This is a genomic window from Streptomyces sp. CNT360, from assembly GCF_000424785.1.
The window spans coordinates 46,802-63,348 of record NZ_AUKO01000028.1 but is presented as its reverse complement, the minus strand read 5'-3'; the positions used below and the strand labels follow the sequence as shown (position 1 = coordinate 63,348).

Here is a 16,547-nt window from a genome sequence, read left to right as displayed (position 1 = left end):
TTGTGGTCAATACAACTAGGTGCTGGATCTGCGTGCATCCGGTACGGGACAGCGGCCCTCGCGCAAGCGTGCGGGCTGGGCCTTCTCGCCTTCTCCGGGATCGCCGCCGGAGCGGTCCAGGCCGCACCAGCGGTGCACCAGGGCGAGGACATCGTCTTCCCCGGCACCACCATCGAGGACTGCCAGCGCCACGGCGACGAACTCCAGTCACAGGGCGGGATCGCGGACTACGCCTGCATGGTCAATGACGACAACACGGTCCCGGTCACCCCTTACTACAAAGACTGAGTCCCGCCCCCTGGTGCCCCGCGCCCCCGACGCGGAGCACCGCCCCCTGGCGACCAATCCTGAAGGACGCGCCCCGATAGCCGCGCGAAAGCCGCCGGACGCACCAAGGTGCCCTTCCACCAGGGCGTTTCCACGAAGTAAACGAGCTGTGGCTCTTGCGGAAGGGGGCTCCTAGGGGTGGGGGTCCCCCCGGACGAAGTCTGGGGGAGAAGCCCCCGTAGCGGGGGGCAGTTGGGGTGGGGGTCCCCCCGGACGGAGTCTGGGGGAGGAGCCGCCCCAACGCCCGTCCGGCGAGGACAAGGGGGTTCGGGGGCGGAGCCCCCGACAAATGAGAGGTCACAGGGGCTGAGGCCCCAGCCATGGGAGAGGGGTCACATCTCGGTGCGGTACATCAGGTCGGTCTCATGGGTACTGAAACCCAGTTTCTCGTAAACCCTCACGGCGGCGCCGTTATCGGCGTCGACGTACAGCATGGCGGTCGGCAACCCCCTCTCAAGGGCGAGGTACCGCAACCCCACCGCGGTGAGGACCTTCCCCAGGCCACCCCCCTGCTCCCTGGGCGCAACCCCCAACACGTACACCTCACCGAGCCCCTCCCCCGCATGGACCTTGGTCCAGTGGAACCCGACGAGCCTCCCCTCCCGCTCGGCGAGGAAGAAGCCCGCGGGATCGAACCACTCCTCCGCCTTGCGGTCGTCCAGATCCCGCTGGGTGAGCCCACCCTGCTCGGGATGGTGGGCAAAGGCCGCGGCGTTCAACGCCAGCCACGCCGCATCGTCCTCACCGGGCCGGAAGGTCCGGACGGTCACCCCGGCGGGCACCTCCGGGGCCGGCTGCTCCCACCCGGCCAACGGCCTCCGCATCTGCCGCAGCTCGCGGAAGAGGCTGAGCCCGAGGCTCTGCGCCAGGTGCCGCGCCGCCGGGTGCCCGCCGTGTGCCCACACCCGCAGCCGCCGCCCGGACAGCTCCAGGAGGGCGTGTCCGAGCCGCCTGCCGTGGCCGTTGCCGCGGCGCGAGGGGGCGACGACGAGCTCGGCCGCGGGCGCCTCCACTGGGTCGGTGTCCTCCAGTTGCGCGTATCCGGCCAGGGCGCCGTCACCGTCACGCAGCAGCAGGTGGCGCACCCCTTCGCGGGGGCCGCCGCGCAGGTGGAGGCGGCCCTGTTCGGAGACGGCGGGCTGCCCGTCCTGCCGGGCCGCTTCGTCGATCAGTGCGCGGACCTCGGGTACGACGCCCGCGGGTACCTCGTCCACAACATCCAGGTCGCTCATGGTCCCGACCTTACGGCTGTCCGGCCGGGGGCGGCGTGGGGGCGCCCGGCAGTTGAAGCACCGCTTCGGTCCCGGCGCCGCCGTCCAGGGGGCGGCGCAGCCACACCTGGCCGCCGCACTGCCGCACGGTCCGCGCCACGATGGACAGGCCCAGTCCCGAGCCGGGCAGGCTCCGGGCGGAGCGGGAGCGCCAGAAGCGGTCGAAGACGTGCGGGAGTTCCTCGGCGGGCACGCCGGGCCCCTCGTCCCGCACGGTCAGCACACCGTCGCGCAGCGCGGTGTGCACGGTGCCGCCCTCGGGGCTGAACTTGACGGCGTTGTCCAGCAGGTTGACGACGGACCGCTCCAGCGCGGCGGACTCACCCAGCACGTACCAGGGGGTCAGCTCGCTGGTGAGGGTCAGCCGCGGGCCGCGCGGCCGTACCCGCTCGACGGCGTGCTCGACGATCTCGTGCAGGCCGACGACGCCGCCCCGTGCCGCGTCGACGGGCTGACCGTCCTCGAAGGTGCCCGCGGAGACGCCGGGGCCCCCGTGGGGGCGGGAGAGCTCCTGGAGGTCGCCGATGAGGTCGCCGAGCTCGGCCATCTGCGCCTGGACGGAGGACAGCAGTTCCCTGCGGTCCTTCTCGGGCAGCGCCCGGCCGGTCTCCTCGCTGCGGACGAGCAGGTCGATGTTGGTGCGCAGCGAGGTGAGGGGGGTGCGCAGCTCGTGTCCGGCGTCGGCGATGAGCTGCTGCTGGAGTTCGCGGGAGCTGGCCAGCGCCTCGGTCATGGCGTTGAAGGAGCGGGAGAGCCGGGCGATCTCGTCGTCGCCCTCGGCGGGGATGCGGACGGCCAGATCCTCGGTGCGGGCGATGTGTTCGACGGCTTCGGTGAGCCGGTCGACGGGCCGCAGCCCGGCGCGGGCGAGCGCCACACCGGCGCCGGCCGCACCCAGCACACCGGCGCCGCCGACGAGGGTGAGGATGAGCGCGAGCTGGCGCAGCGACTCGTCGATCTCCGTCATGGGCCGGGCGAGCGAGACGGCCAGGCCGGTGCCGGGCACCTGTGTGGTGCGTACCCGGTACTCGGCGCCGTTGGCGGCGCGCGCGGTGTGCAGGGAGTGGCCGCGGTGGCGCTCGGCGACGTGGATGTCGGCGGTGGTCACATCCAGTTTGCGGCCGACGATGACGCAGCTGCCGCCGGAGGTGTCCACGACCTGCACGGTGGCCCCGAACGGGTTGGGGGCCGGCTGGTCGGGCGGGGTGCACTGGCCGGAGCGGACCCGGTCGACGACGGCGCTGGGCGCGACGGAGTTGTCGCGCAGCGAGTCGTCGAGGGAGCTGAGCAGTTGGGCCCGGACGAGGAACCAGCAGGCGGTCGCGCAGGCCGCGACGGCCAGGGCGACGGTGGCCGCGGCCAGCAGCGCGAGGCGGCCGCGCAGCGGCATGGAGACGGCCCGCGCGCCCTGGCGCCGCAGCCGGTACCACAGGGTGCGGGCAGTCGTCGTGCGGGCCGGGCCGTCCAGGGTCACGCGTCGTCCCGCAGCACGTACCCCACCCCGCGCACCGTGTGCACCAGGCGGGGCTCGCCGCCCGCCTCGGTCTTGCGCCGCAGGTACATCACGTACACGTCGAGCGAGTTGGAGGACGGTTCGAAGTCGAAGCCCCAGACGGCCTTGAGGATCTGCTCACGGGTGAGGACCTGGCGCGGGTGGGCGAGGAACATCTCCAGCAGCGTGTACTCGGTGCGGGTCAGCTCGACCGGCCGCCCGCCCCGGGTCACCTCGCGGGTGAGCAGGTCCATGCGCAGGTCCGCGAAGGAGAGCGTGTCGGGTTCCTCGGCCGCCTCCGCCTGCGCCTGCCGGCGCGCGTAGGAGCTGCGCCGCAGCAGGGCGCGGACGCGGGCCAGGAGTTCGTCCAGCTCGAACGGTTTGACCAGGTAGTCGTCGGCCCCCGCGTCCAGCCCGGTGACGCGGTCGCCGACGGTGTCACGGGCGGTCAGCATGAGGATCGGTACGCGGTGCCCCGCGCCGCGCAGCCGGCGGGCCGCCGTCAGCCCGTCCATGCGGGGCATCAGGATGTCGAGCACGACGAGGTCGGGTGCGCACTCGTCGGTCTTCTCCAGCGCTTCGGCGCCGTCGGCGGCCAGCACCGTCCCGTACCCCTCGAAGCTGAGGCTGCGCCGCAGCGCGTCCCGCACGGCCGGCTCGTCGTCGACGACGAGGATCGTCGGCTCCTCGGGCGGCGGTGCGGAGGGGGAGGCGGCAGGCTCGGGGGAGGACGGTGCCGCGGTGGAGGCCGCGGTGGAGGAAGGCTCGGAGGGCATGCCTCCCAGCTTGGCACCGTCCGCACCGCCCGGTGCGCCACCGCGTGCCGGCGCGGGGTCGCCGCCCCCGCGGGCCAGCGCGCGACCGTCCCGGTCCCGCCGCAGGCGCTCGCCCCGGCCCCGCGGGGGATCCGCGGTGGCGGGCGGCGGCGCGGACGGCGTGCGCCCCGCGAAGGGAAGCCTCACGCGCCGCCGCCGTCCCGCAGGGTGCCCAGGTCGTGCTTCACGTCGTCGACGGGGATGGCGAAGCCGAGCCCGACGCTGCCCGCGTCCGACTGGGAGGTCTGGCCCTGCCCGGAACCCGAGGAGAGGATCGCCGAGTTTATGCCGACGACCTGTCCGGCCATGTTGAACAGCGGTCCCCCCGAGTTGCCCGGGTTGAGGGAGGCGTCGGTCTGGAGGGCCTTGTAGGTGGTCGTGTCGCCCTGCACCCCGCCGTTGTACTGGCCGCCGTCGTACTCGAACGGCCACTCGTCGCCGAGCCCGCCGCCCTGGCCCTGCCCCTGTCCTTGCCCCTGACCGGGGTCGGTCCCCTGGCCGCCGTCCCCCTTGGGGACCTTCACCTTGCGCTCCTTGGCGGAGACGATGCCGCTGGTCACCGTGTTCGACAGGCCCTGGGGCGAGCCGATCGCGACGACCTGGTCGCCGACACCGACCGCGCCGGAGTCGCCGAGCGAGGCCGGGTGGAGGTCGTCCTGCCCCTCCACCTTGATCAGCGCCAGGTCCTTGTCGGCGTCGGTACCCACGACGTCGGCCCGCGCCGTGCTGCCGTCGCTGAGGGAGACCTTCACCGTGTCGGCACCGGAGACGACGTGGTTGTTGGTGACGATCTCGCCGCCCTTGGTGATGATCACGCCGGACCCGGTGGACTGGCCCGAGCCGGAGTCCGCCTTGATCTCGACCACGCTGTCCTTGACGCTCTTCACCACGTCGGAGACCGTCCCCTCGGCCGCCGCGGTGTCGCCGTCGGCGGTGGGTGCCGACGCGCTCGTGCCGCCGGCGCCGCCCAGCAGCTCCTCCATCCCGAAGGCGGTGCCGCCACCGATCACGGCGGCCCCCACGGCGACCGCCGTCAGCAGCGCGGCCGGCCGCCGCATCCGCCGCCGCGGCTTCCCGTCTCCGACCACGGCCCCGTCCTCCGGTGCCGGACCCGGCTCTGCGGAGAAAGCCGCGTACGGCGGCGCGGCGGGCGGCGCACCGGGCGGCGGGGGCACGGCACCGGCCGGGTAGGCGGAACCGCCCGTGGAGGCGGAATCGGCCGGGTACCCGGAACCGGTCGGGTGGACGGAGCCGCCCGGGTACGTGGGGCCCTGCGCGGGTACGGCGCCGAACGTGGCTGTATCTCCGCCGCTCACGCCGTTGGCGCTGTTCCCGCCGTCGGCACGGTTCACGCCGTATCCGCCGTTCCCGCCGTACTCGCCGTTCCCTTCGAATCCGCCGTTCCCGTCCCACGGGTCCGGGTGCCGCGGGTCGGTGACCGGCTGCCCGGCGGTCTGCGAGGGGTCCGTGCGCTGCTGCGCTCGCCTGTCGAAGTTCTCCATGTCACCGAGCGTGGCTCCGCAACATGAGAGCAGGCTGAGGAGGCGCTGAGAAACCCCCAAGTGTTGCGCCGCGGCCCGGCCGGTCAGGCCGGCCGGCACCCGCAGGAGCGGCGGATCACCAGGCCGGACGGGAACTGGCGCACCCGCCCCTTGCCGCCGGGGACGCCCGCGGTGCGGGTGCCCGGAATGCGTACCGAGTCGTCCAGCACCAGGTCCACGGCGGCCGTCGCCATCGCCGTCCGGTCCGAACCGACCGTGGTCAGCGGCGGGTCGGTCAGGCCCGCCTCCTTCACGTCGTCGAACCCGACGACGGCCAGTTCGCCGGGGACGTCGATGTCCAGCTCGCGCGCCGCGCGCAGTACGCCGATGGCCTGGTCGTCGGTGGCGCAGAACAGCGCGGTGGGGCGGTCCGGACCGCGCAGCAGGTCGAGCGCGCGCCGGTAGGTGTCGTAGCGGTTGTACGGCGACTGGAAGAGGCGGCCCCGCACGGACCTGCCCGCCTCCCGCATGGCGCGCTCCCAGCCGACGATGTGGTCGGTGACCGGATCGCCGTGCTCCGGGGTCTCCTCGACGCCGCCGAGGCAGGCGACGTACTCGTGGCCGTGCTCCAGCAGGTGGCGGGTGGCCAGTTGGGCGCCGCCCACGTCGTCGAGGACGACGGCGACGTCGTCGATGGCCTCGGGCCTCCGGTGCATCAGCACGACGCGGGCGTCCCAGGCGTCTATCTCCGCCGCCGCGTGCTCGCTGGGCCCCGCGCTGATGAGGATGAGGCCGGAGACCCGCATGCCCAGGAAGGCCCGCAGGTAGTGGACCTCGCGCTCGTCCAGGTAGTCCGAGTTGCCGACCAGCACCATCTTTCCGCGCTCGGCGGCGGCCCGCTCGACGGCGTGGGACATCTCCGCGAAGAACGGCTGGCGGGCGTCCGGGACGACCAGCCCTATGAGATCCGTACGGCGCGAGGCCATCGCCTGCGCCACCCGGTCGGGGCGGTACCCGAGCTCCTTGATCGCGGCGAGCACCCGCTCCCTGGTGGCCGGGGCGACCGGCCGGGGACCGTTGTTGATCACATAGCTGACGACGGCCGTCGAGGTTCCCGCCACTCTTGCCACGTCGTCCCGCGTCACCTTGGCCACCCGGCAGAGTCTACGCGGGTCCACCTCCGTCGCGACGGCCCTTTCCCCGGCCGCCTCACCCGGCTCCGGTGGCCGGGTGAGGCGGCCGGGGGAAGGCCCTCGGACGAGTCCTGGAGCGGTCCGGGTCGGGCCCGGTGCGCCGGGGCTCAGCCCTCGTGGTGGCGGGAGGAGGAGGCGGCCTCGCGTGCGACGCGCTCCGCCTCGTCCGCGACCGACCCGGCCGGCTTGTCCGCCTTCTCCGCGGTCTTCTCCGGGGAGACGAACCGGTAGCCCACGTTGCGGACCGTCCCGATGAGCGACTCGTGCTCGGGGCCCAGCTTGGCCCGCAGCCGCCGCACGTGGACGTCGACGGTGCGGGTGCCACCGAAGTAGTCGTAGCCCCACACCTCCTGCAGCAGCTGGGCGCGGGTGAAGACCCGCCCCGGGTGCTGGGCGAGGAACTTCAGCAGCTCGAACTCCTTGAAGGTCAGGTCCAGGACCCGGCCCTTCAGCTTGGCGCTGTAGGTGGCCTCGTCCACCGACAGGTCACCGTTGCGGATCTCCGTGGGCTTGTCGTCGGCGGTGAGCTGCTGCCGGCCGGTGGCCAGCCGCAGCCGGGCCTCCACCTCGGCGGGCCCTGCCGTGTCCAGCAGCACGTCGTCGACACCCCACTCGGCCGTGACGGCGGCCAGCCCGCCCTCCGTCACGATCAGCAGCAGCGGACAGCCGGGCCCGGTGGAGCGCAGCAGCTGGCACAGGGACCGCACCTGCGGCAGGTCACGGCGGCCGTCGACGAGGATCGCGTCGGCGGACGGCGCGTCCACCAGCGCGGGTCCCTCGGCGGGCGCGACCCGCACGTTGTGCAGGAGCAGCCCCAGCGCGGGCAGCACCTCGGAGGACGGCTGGAGAGCGTTGGTGAGCAGCAGCAGCGAGCTCATGCGTGAACGCCCTCCTCCGGCGAGCCGGCCCGGTGGGGGGAGGTCAGCGGGGGAGAGAAGAGGTGTGGTGGGTTCCAGCGCGGATGGTGTGCTTTCGAACGGCCTCGGTTCCGGTCCCGGTTCTGCACGGTTCGCTTGCCCATGACGTCGAGTTCCCTCCTGGCGCCCGGCGTGGCGGACGCCACCCGGGCTGCTGTGCCCGGGGGAATGTGGCGGCACTGCTTCGTACGGCACTGCCCGAGGGCTGGGCCGCGGCCTGTCCACGGCCCGGCCCCCAGAAAGCACAAAAGGACCCGGGGGCGACGCTGCCCGAGTCCTGCTTGCCCAGCAGAATACCCGCATGAAGGACGGAGCGGCATGTGACATCTCTCGCCCTCCCCGGCAAAACATCACGGAGTGTGTTCAGGTGGGCCCCACACGTACGGAGCTGCGGACCGCGGACGGCGTCCGCGTCGAGGCCGCGTACCTGCCCTGGCAAGGGCGCCGCCCCGCGGCAGGACAGGCGGCTCTCGGCGCCCCGGAGCACGGCGACGGACCCGGCGGCGCGGGCGACCCCGGCGTGATCGTGCTCGCGCACGGCTTCAGCGGTTCCCTCGACCGGCCCGCCCTGCGCCGCGCCGCTGCCGCGTTCGCCCGGCACGCGGCCGTGGTCGCCTTCTCCTTCCGCGGGCACGGCCGCTCCGGCGGCCGTTCGACGGTCGGCGACCGCGAGGTCCTGGACCTGGCGGCGGCCGTGGCGTGGGCCCGCGCGTGCGGGCACCGCCGGGTGGCGACGGTCGGCTTCTCGATGGGCGGCTCGGTCGTCCTGCGGCACGCCGCGCTCTACCGGCCCGGCGCCCCTTCCGGTTACACACCGTCAACCCCCGATCCCGTGATGCACAGGGGGCGCACGGTCGCGCGCACGCAGGACCGGACCCGCGCCCACGACACGGCCCGCACGGACGACGGGCCGCGCGCGCATGACGGAGGCGGGGACGCGGGCGCCGACGCCCACACCGACGCCGTGGTCGCCGTCAGCGCGCCCGCCCGCTGGTACTACCGCGGCACCGCCCCCATGCGGCGGCTCCACTGGGCGATCCAGCACCCGCTCGGCCGCCTCGTCTCCCGCTACGGGCTCCGCACCCGCGTCCACCACCGCGACTGGGACCGCGTACCGCTCTCCCCCGTCGCCGCGGCACCGCTGATCGCGCCGGTGCCCCTCCTGGTGGTCCACGGCGAGCAGGACCCGTACTTCCCCCTCGACCACCCGCTCTCCCTCGCCGAGGCCGCCGGCCCCGCGGCATGCGAACTGTGGCTGGAAGCCGGCTTCGGACACGCCGAGAACTCCGCCGAGCCCGCACTGCTGCACCGCATCGGCGACTGGACGGCCACCCGGATACACGCCACCGCCGCGAGGCCGCATCATGGGAGCCGCGACAGGGCGGCCGGAGCACCCGGCAGCGAGGGCACGGACGGCTGAGAGGGACCCACCATGGCCAGCGGCACGATCCGCTACTGGGCGGCGGCGAAGGCCGCGGCAGGAACGGCTGAGGAGCCGTACGACGCCGGCACGCTCGCCGACGCGCTCCGGCGGGCCCGCGAAGCGCACGCGGAGCAGCCCGAGTTCGCGCGGGTCCTGCTGCGCTGCTCCTTCCTGGTCGACGGCGACCCGGTGGGCACCCGCGCCCACGACGCGGTCGGCCTGCGCGAGGGCGGCACGGTCGAGGTGCTCCCCCCGTTCGCGGGCGGCGCCCGATGACCGAGGACCGCACCCCCCACGGGGATCCCTACGCGTCCCGCGCCGAGTCCGCGGGGCGGCCCCTGCCGCCGTCGCAGCCGCAGCCGCAGCCCTCGGACGAGGAGTACGCGGCGTACCGGACGTGGGCGGGCCAGTCGTTCGAGCCGACCTACGAGGTGACCCGGATCACCGACCCCCTCCCGGACGGGACGGCACCGCCCGGTCCGGCGCCCCGCGGTGCGGACGCCACCTTCGAGCTGCCCCGCATCACCGACGACGGTCCTCTCCCGCCGGAGGCGCCCGGCTCCGGCACCCACCGGCAGGCGCACCCCGCGGCCGACGCCCCCGCCGGTCCCCTCCCGTACACGCACCCCGCCCCGCAGGCGGCGGACGACGCGGCGCACCGCCCGCTTCCCGACCCGTACCCGGACGGGTCCCCCCGCGCCGCCCGGCCCACGCCGCCCGGCACCCCCGGCGCCCTCCCGCCGGAGCACCGCACGGCCTCTTGGCCCCTGCCGGAGCCCGAGCCGCACGCCCAGCCGCTGCCCGAGCCGGGACAGCCGATGCCCACCCCCTACGGACAGCCGATGCCCGAGCCCCACGGACAGCCGATGCCGCACGGACCGTACGGCGGACAGCCGCAGCCACCCGCCGAGCCGGGCCCTCACGGCGGACAGCCGCAGCCGTGGACGGACCCGTACGCGGGCCCCGGTCCGTACGGCGGGCAGGCGCCGTCGCAGCCGTATCCCGCGCCCGGGCCCTCCAGCGCGGAGCAGCAACCGCACGGCGGGCCGTCGCAGCCGATGCCGTCCCCGCAGCCGTGGCCGGGCCGGCCGCATCAGCAGCCCGCACAGGCTCAGCCGTACGCACAGCCCGCGCCCGCCGCACAGTTCCCGGCCGCGCAGCCCTCCGCCGCCCCGCCGCCTCACGCGCAGCGGCAACCGCAGCCGCTCCCGCAGGGTGAGCCGCACGGCGCCGCGTTGCCGCATCCCGCCGGGCACCCGGGCGGAGCACAGGCCGGGGAGGGCACCGCCGGGGGACCGCACGCACCGGGCGCGGGTGCCTCGGCCTCCGGTTCCCGCAGCGGCGTGCGCCCCCGTACCGGATCGCCGATCATCGCGCCGGGCCTGCCCTCGGCGGGGGCCACCACGCTGCTGGCGGCGCTGTTGGCGGTGACCGCGCCGCTGGGGCACTGGGCGCTGTCGGGGGCCGTGGTGCTGCTCCAGGCGGTGACCGCGGCGGGCTGGTACCGCCTCAACGGCATGTGGCCCGCACGGCAGGGCATCGCGCTGGCGTTCGTGGCCGGGCTGACGGCCGACGCCGGCCTGCTGCTGACGGACGGGTCCGGCGGCCGGGCGGACGCGCCGACGGTGCTCCTCGGGGCCGCCGGGGTGTGGTGCGTCCTCTCCCTCGTGCTGCAGTTGCGCAACAACTCCAGTCCGGACGAACGCCTGTACGCGGTCACCATGGGCTTCGCCGCGACCGGCCTGACGGTGCTGGCCGCGGGAGTGATCCCCACCGCGCCGGAGGCGGTCACGGTGGGCGCGGCCGCCGTCGCGGGCGCCGCACTGGTGCGGGCCCTCCCGCTGCCCGCCGCGCTCTCCCTCCTCCTCGCGTCGGCCGCCGCGGCGGGCGTCGGCGCGGCGACCGCCAGGCTGAACGGCGTGGACCTGGTCACGGCGGCGCTGCTCGGGCTGGCTGCCGGGGTGTGCGCGCTGGTGGGCCTGCGGGTGGCGAGCTACGACTGGCCGTCCCGGTTCGTCCACATGACGGCGGGCGTCGCGCTGCCGCTCACCCTGGCCACCCCCGCGCTGTACGTACTGGGCCGCACCCTGCTGTGAGCCCGCGGCCGGGGCACCTCGACGGGCGCCCCGGCCCGATGGCGGCCTCCGCCCGGAAGGCCCGCGGCAAGTTACGCTCGCGCTAGCCAGCCGACTCATGGGGGATACGGACACAATGCGCGCACTACGCATAGGGCTTGTGATCCTGGTGGTTCTCGCCGGGCTCTTCGTGGCGGCCGACCGGATCGCCGTCAACCTCGCCGAGGACGAGGTGGCCAAGAAGCTCAAGAGCGAGCTGGGCTCCGCCTCCTCGGAGGATCCGGACGTCTCCATCGAGGGCTTCCCCTTCCTGACGCAGGTCGCCGGCAAGAAGCTGGACAAGGTGACCGCCTCCCTGAAGGGCGTCACCGCGAAGGCGGGCGGCCGGGAAGTGCGGCTGAGCAGGATCGACCTGGCGGCCGGTGACGTGAAGGTGGGGGACGACTACAACTCCGCCGTCGCCGAGCACGCCACCGGGACCGTCCACCTGTCCTACGCGGACCTGTCGAACGCGGCGGACGACGGGGTGCGGGTCGGCTACGGCGGTAAGAACACCGCGGGCAAGGACCAGGTCAAGGTCACCGCGAGCGTGACCATCCCGCTGGTGGGCAAGGCCATCGAGCGCAGCGTCTACAGCACGGTCAGCGTGTCCGGCAGCGACACGGTGCGGCTGCACGCGGACAAGGTGCCCGGGTCCAAGATCCCCGGCGTCGAGGACGCCATCCGCAAGAAGATCGACTTCGACCGCACGATCGACAAGCTGCCCGAGGGGCTGAAGCTGGAGAAGGTCGAGGCGGACAAGGACGGCGTCGACGTCGCCATGGAGGGCACCGGCGTCCACCTGGCCGGCTGACCCTCTCCCTTTTCCCGTTCCCCATCCCCCCCGCCCCCCCTTCCCGCCGACGCCCGCTCCGGGCCCCACCGGACAGCCGGACAGCCGGACGAGAATCGTGGTCCCGGCATGCGAGACGGCGGACCCGCGCAGAGGTTCGGCCCGGCTTCCTGCCGCGATGGGCGCCACCTGGGCGTACCGATCCATCCCACATCCTGGTCAAAGCCGTCTCAGATCGCGGATCGGCGGTGACACGGCCCCGCCGTCGTCCTTACGATCGGGCACATGAAGCGACAGGCGGACCTCACGAAGCGCCGGGCAGTGGACCTGTGCCGCATCGCCGCCATGCTCTGTCGCGGCTCCCGCTGACGCCGCGCGTGCAGCGCCCCCGGCGCTCCCGGCGCCCCGCGCACTCCGTGCCCCCGCACGCCCCCCGAGCAGCCCACCGTCCGGTATGCCGCACCACGCACGCGTACCCCGCGCCCGACTGCCGGGCGGACCGCGCTCCACGCCCGCGCCGGCCCGTACGCCCTACTCGCCCTCCCGCCGCATCACCCATCCCACGAGGAGAGACAGCATGAGCCGCAGCGACGTTCTGGTCGACGCCGACTGGGTCGAGGCCCACATCGACGACCCCAAGGTGGTCATCGTCGAGGTGGACGAGGACACCTCGGCCTACGACAAGAACCACATCAAGAACGCCATCCGCATCGACTGGAAGCAGGACCTCCAGGACCCGGTGCGGCGCGACTTCGTCGACCAGGAGGGCTTCGAGAAGCTCCTGTCCGCCAAGGGCATCGCGAACGACGACACCGTCGTCCTCTACGGCGGCAACAACAACTGGTTCGCCGCCTACGCCTACTGGTACTTCAAGCTCTACGGCCACAGCGACGTCAAGCTCCTCGACGGCGGCCGCAAGAAGTGGGAGCTGGACTCCCGCGACCTGGTCGTCGAGACCCCCGAGCGCCCGGCCACCCAGTACAAGGCCAAGCCGCAGGACACCTCCATCCGCGCCTTCCGCGACGAGGTCGTCGACGCGATCGACACCAAGAACCTGGTCGACGTGCGCTCCCCCGACGAGTTCAGCGGCAAGCTGCTGGCCCCCGCGCACCTGCCGCAGGAGCAGTCCCAGCGGCCCGGCCACGTGCCCAGCGCCCGCAACATCCCCTGGTCCAAGTCGGCCAACGACGACGGCACCTTCAAGTCCGACGACGAGCTCACGGAGCTCTACCAGGACGAGGGCGTCGACCTGGGCAAGGACACCATCGCCTACTGCCGCATCGGTGAGCGCTCCGCCCACACCTGGTTCGTGCTCCACGAGCTGCTGGGCCAGGAGAACGTCAAGAACTACGACGGCTCCTGGACCGAGTACGGGTCCCTCATCGGCGTCCCCGTCGAGCTCGGCTCGAACTGACCCCCGCCCCACGATCCACTGCAGGGAGAACCCCCATGTGCGGAGCACAGGCAGGCGGCCCGGACACCGCCACCCTCAAGCCCGGCGAGACCACGATCCAGGGCAGCGTCACCCGTGACGGCGAGCCCGTGACCGGGTACGTACGGCTGCTGGACGCCACCGGCGAGTTCACCGCGGAGGTCCCCACCTCCGCCACCGGCCAGTTCCGCTTCTACGCCGCGGAGGGCACCTGGACGGTCCGCGCCCTGGTGCCCGGCGGCACGGCGGACCGCACGGTCGTGGCCCAGGACGGCGGCCTGGCCGAGGTCGCCATCGCGGTCTGAGGCACCGGCACCACCGGCCCCTGCCCCTTTCCGGTCGCCGGCCGGGAGGGGGCAGGGGCCTCTCCTATGCTGGGCGGATGACAACCCGCAGCAAGCTCGTCATCAAGGTCACCGCGGGCGCCGACGCCCCCGAGAGGTGCTCGCAGGCGTTCACGGTGGCCTCCGTGGCGGCGGCCAGCGGCACCGAGGTCAGCCTGTGGCTGACGGGCGAGTCCGCCTGGTTCGCCCTGCCGGGGCGGGCCGCGGAGTTCACGCTGCCGCACGCGGCCCCGCTGCCCGACCTGATGGACGCCGTGCTGGCGGCCGGCGGCCGGATCACGCTGTGCACGCAGTGCGCGGCGCGCAGGGACATCGCGGAGAAGGACGTCGTCGAGGGCGTCCGGATCGCGGGTGCCCAGGTGTTCGTCAGCGAGATCATGCCGGAGGGCGTGCAGGCCCTCGTCTACTGACGTTCCCCCGGGCCCGCCGCGCCCCCGCCCCTGTCCCGCTGCACGGGCGCCCCCCTCCGCGGGCCGGCTGCGGCGACGGCGACTAGACTCGGCCGGGTCACAGCACCTCGTGCAAGAAACACCGTGCAAGGAGAGCCGCCCCGTGCTTGAGGCATTCTTCACCGCCCTGATGGTCCTGGTCTGCGTCGGCACCGTGGCCTTCGCCGGGCTGACCTTCAAGAAGCTGTACCAGGGCCAGCGCTGAGCGCGGCCGCTGCTGTCCCGGACCTTCGAGACGACTGAGCCCACCATGATCGAGATTCCGTCCGACCTCCACCCGGACCTCGTCCCCCTCGCCTTCCTGCTCGGCAACTGGACCGGCGCCGGAGTGGCGGAGTTCGAGGGCCAGGACAAGTGCAACTTCGGCCAGGAGGTGACCTTCACCCACGACGGCCGGGACTTCCTGGAGTACCTCTCGCACTCCTGGGAACTGGACGCGGAGGGCAGGAAGGTGCGCCCCCTGGAGACCGAGACGGGGTACTGGCGGATCGACGCCGACCGCAAGGTCGAGGTCGTCATGGTCCGCGACCAGGGCATCGCGGAGGTCTGGTACGGCGAGCTGGCGGACCAGAAGCCGCAGATCGACCTGGCGACCGACGCCGTGGCACGGACCGGGGCGGCGGGCGCGTACAGCGGCGGCAAGCGCCTGTACGGCTATGTCAACGGGGACCTGATGTGGGTGGGCGAGAAGGCCACGCCCGAGGTGCCGTTGCGTCCTTACATGTCGGCGCACCTGAAGAAGGTCGTCGACCCCAAGGAGTGGGCGAAGGACGTCGTGGACCTGCCGGACGACGGTATCGCCTTCTTCCGCTGAGAGGGGCGCCGGCGTCGTCACAGACCGACGCCGAGCGTTTCAGCAGTGTCACGATTGTGCAGCCTGCGCAAGAAGTGCTTCCCCCCGTGCGGCTCCTGTCCTTCTTCCCCCGACTGAGCACTCACTGAAAGTGCAGGTCAGCAGCGCTACACGTACGCTACCGGTCGGTCTTTTCACGGTCCGTACGCGCAGTTGATGCGCACATCTGAGTGATAAGAATGGCGTCAATCCATTCACCGGCACGGGCCTCGGCGGCCCGGTGACGCGCTCCCCACACGCTCCCGCCGCCGCGCCCTGCTGCCTCAACGGGGAAAAGGCTCTTTCTGTGAATCGTTCCCGTATCACCACCGCTGCCGCCACCGTCGCCCTCCTCGGCGGCCTGGCCGCCACCCAGGTGGCCACCGCGGCCGGTGCCTTCGCCTACGACAGCGGCGCAGACCTGAACGTCGGTCTCACCTCGGGCATCCTCTACGACAAGAACTCCGGCCGGGTCCTCGGCGACGGCATCGGCGGCAACTTCGGCAGCCACGGCCCGGAGGCCACCACGGCCACCGTCACCGTGACCGCCGTCAAGGGCGTCACCTTCACGGCCAAGCCGAAGGTCGACAAGGGCGCCGTGAAGTCCTGGAGCGCCAAGAAGGTCGTCATCGTGGCCGACCTGGCCGCCAGCGGCGACTCGCTGGAGAACATGGACCTGCCGGCCGCCCTCTCGGGCAAGAAGCAGACGCTGCGCGCCGAGATCAAGGGCGACAAGGCGGACCCGGACACCAGCAACAACAGCATCACCCAGAGCTACAGCGTGGACGCCACCAGGCCGAAGCCGAGCGAGAAGCCCACCGGGAAGCCGACGGACGAGCCGACCGGGAAGCCGACGGGCAAGCCCACAGAGAAGCCCACCGGCGAGCCGACCCAGAAGCCGACCCAGCCCACCCAGAAGCCGTCGGAGAAGCCCGGCGACGACTCCTCCGACGACGCCAACACCCCGGCACCCGCCGGTGGTTCCGACAAGGGCAACGGCTCCGGCGACCTCGCCGAGACCGGCGGCGGCTCCCACACCCCGATGCTCATCGGCGGTGCCGGCGCCCTCGTCGTCATCGGCGGCGCGGCCGTCTACCTGGCCAAGCGGAAGAGGACCGCCGGCCAGAACTGACCCCGCCCCCCTTCCGGCAGGCGGGTCCGGGTGCCACGGGGGCACCCGGACCCGCACCGCTTCTACACTGGACCTCGTGGCTACCACCGACTGGCAGAGCGATCTTCGGGCGCGCGGATACCGGCTCACTCCGCAGCGTCAGCTCGTGCTGGAGGCCGTGGACAAGCTGGAGCACTCCACACCGGACGACATCCTCACCGAGGTCCGCCGCACCGCCGGCAGCGTCAACATCTCGACGGTCTACCGGACGCTGGAGCTCCTGGAGGAACTGGGCCTGGTCTCCCACGCCCACCTCGGACACGGCGCTCCCACCTACCATCTGGCCGACCGCCATCACCACATGCACCTGGTGTGCCGGGACTGCACCGAGGTGATCGAGGCCGACCTGTCCGAGGCCGAGCCGTTCGCCGCCACGCTGCGGGAGCGCTTCGGGTTCGAGACGGACATGAAGCACTTCGCAATCTTCGGGCGGTGCGCCACCTGTCAGGCGAAGGCCGAGGAGAGCGGCGACGGCCCGTCGTAGGCTGGGCGT

At 73.3% G+C, this 16,547-nt stretch carries 17 protein-coding genes; 11 read left to right on the top strand and 6 right to left on the bottom strand.

The window, feature by feature from the left end:
* Positions 1-132: 132 nt before the first annotated feature.
* Positions 133-288 carry a hypothetical protein gene (locus H297_RS44445; protein ID WP_486589600.1) on the top strand — a complete coding sequence of 52 codons (156 nt, stop codon included), beginning with the start codon at positions 133-135 and terminating at the stop codon, positions 286-288.
* A gap of 371 nt (positions 289-659) precedes the next feature.
* Here the strand turns inward: H297_RS44445 and mshD are convergent, their stop codons facing one another.
* The 6 genes from mshD to H297_RS0121195 form a co-directional block, all read right to left on the bottom strand.
* Entirely contained in the window at positions 660-1,559 is a 900-nt protein-coding gene (gene mshD, locus H297_RS0121220; RefSeq protein ID WP_027738697.1) for a mycothiol synthase, read from the bottom strand.
* A 10-nt stretch (positions 1,560-1,569) separates the two neighbouring features.
* Entirely contained in the window at positions 1,570-2,988 is a 1,419-nt protein-coding gene (locus tag H297_RS0121215; protein ID WP_037795003.1) for a sensor histidine kinase, read from the bottom strand.
* Between the two features lie 80 nt (positions 2,989-3,068).
* Positions 3,069-3,866, bottom strand: a complete 798-nt coding sequence (locus tag H297_RS0121210; RefSeq protein ID WP_078514421.1) for a response regulator transcription factor — start codon at positions 3,864-3,866, stop codon at positions 3,069-3,071.
* Positions 3,867-4,048: 182 nt separating this feature from the next.
* On the bottom strand, positions 4,049-5,407 hold the full coding sequence (locus H297_RS37630) for a trypsin-like peptidase domain-containing protein (RefSeq protein ID WP_078514403.1): 1,359 nt from the start codon (positions 5,405-5,407) through the stop codon (positions 4,049-4,051).
* Between the two features lie 83 nt (positions 5,408-5,490).
* Positions 5,491-6,540, bottom strand: coding sequence for a LacI family DNA-binding transcriptional regulator (locus H297_RS0121200; protein WP_027738694.1), 1,050 nt, complete (start codon positions 6,538-6,540; stop codon positions 5,491-5,493).
* A 146-nt stretch (positions 6,541-6,686) separates the two neighbouring features.
* Positions 6,687-7,457 (bottom strand): response regulator transcription factor, encoded by a 771-nt coding sequence (locus H297_RS0121195; RefSeq protein ID WP_027738693.1) that lies wholly within the window; start codon positions 7,455-7,457, stop codon positions 6,687-6,689.
* 340 nt (positions 7,458-7,797) lie between these two features.
* Between H297_RS0121195 and H297_RS0121190 the strand changes: the two genes are divergently transcribed.
* From H297_RS0121190 to H297_RS0121140, 10 genes are all read left to right on the top strand, one after another.
* Positions 7,798-8,916 carry an alpha/beta fold hydrolase gene (locus tag H297_RS0121190; RefSeq protein WP_027738692.1) on the top strand — a complete coding sequence of 373 codons (1,119 nt, stop codon included), beginning with the start codon at positions 7,798-7,800 and terminating at the stop codon, positions 8,914-8,916.
* A gap of 12 nt (positions 8,917-8,928) precedes the next feature.
* Positions 8,929-9,195 carry a MoaD/ThiS family protein gene (locus H297_RS0121185; protein WP_027738691.1) on the top strand — a complete coding sequence of 89 codons (267 nt, stop codon included), beginning with the start codon at positions 8,929-8,931 and terminating at the stop codon, positions 9,193-9,195.
* On the top strand, positions 9,192-11,015 hold the full coding sequence (locus H297_RS40405; RefSeq protein WP_051352051.1) for a hypothetical protein: 1,824 nt from the start codon (positions 9,192-9,194) through the stop codon (positions 11,013-11,015). The genes H297_RS0121185 and H297_RS40405 overlap by 4 nt, the downstream gene beginning before the upstream one ends.
* A 115-nt stretch (positions 11,016-11,130) precedes the next feature.
* Positions 11,131-11,847 (top strand): LmeA family phospholipid-binding protein, encoded by a 717-nt coding sequence (locus H297_RS0121175; protein WP_027738690.1) that lies wholly within the window; start codon positions 11,131-11,133, stop codon positions 11,845-11,847.
* 556 nt (positions 11,848-12,403) lie between these two features.
* A complete protein-coding gene (locus H297_RS0121170; protein ID WP_027738689.1) occupies positions 12,404-13,240 on the top strand; it encodes a sulfurtransferase in 837 nt (278 codons plus the stop codon).
* A gap of 35 nt (positions 13,241-13,275) precedes the next feature.
* Positions 13,276-13,563, top strand: coding sequence for a DUF1416 domain-containing protein (locus H297_RS0121165; protein WP_027738688.1), 288 nt, complete (start codon positions 13,276-13,278; stop codon positions 13,561-13,563).
* Positions 13,564-13,640: 77 nt separating this feature from the next.
* A complete protein-coding gene (locus H297_RS0121160; RefSeq protein WP_027738687.1) occupies positions 13,641-14,012 on the top strand; it encodes a DsrE family protein in 372 nt (123 codons plus the stop codon).
* A gap of 289 nt (positions 14,013-14,301) precedes the next feature.
* Positions 14,302-14,865 (top strand): heme-binding beta-barrel domain-containing protein, encoded by a 564-nt coding sequence (locus H297_RS0121150; RefSeq protein WP_027738686.1) that lies wholly within the window; start codon positions 14,302-14,304, stop codon positions 14,863-14,865.
* 325 nt (positions 14,866-15,190) lie between these two features.
* Positions 15,191-16,015 (top strand): LAETG motif-containing sortase-dependent surface protein, encoded by an 825-nt coding sequence (locus H297_RS40400; protein ID WP_051352050.1) that lies wholly within the window; start codon positions 15,191-15,193, stop codon positions 16,013-16,015.
* 76 nt (positions 16,016-16,091) lie between these two features.
* Positions 16,092-16,538 carry a Fur family transcriptional regulator gene (locus tag H297_RS0121140; protein ID WP_027738685.1) on the top strand — a complete coding sequence of 149 codons (447 nt, stop codon included), beginning with the start codon at positions 16,092-16,094 and terminating at the stop codon, positions 16,536-16,538.
* Positions 16,539-16,547 lie beyond the last annotated feature (9 nt).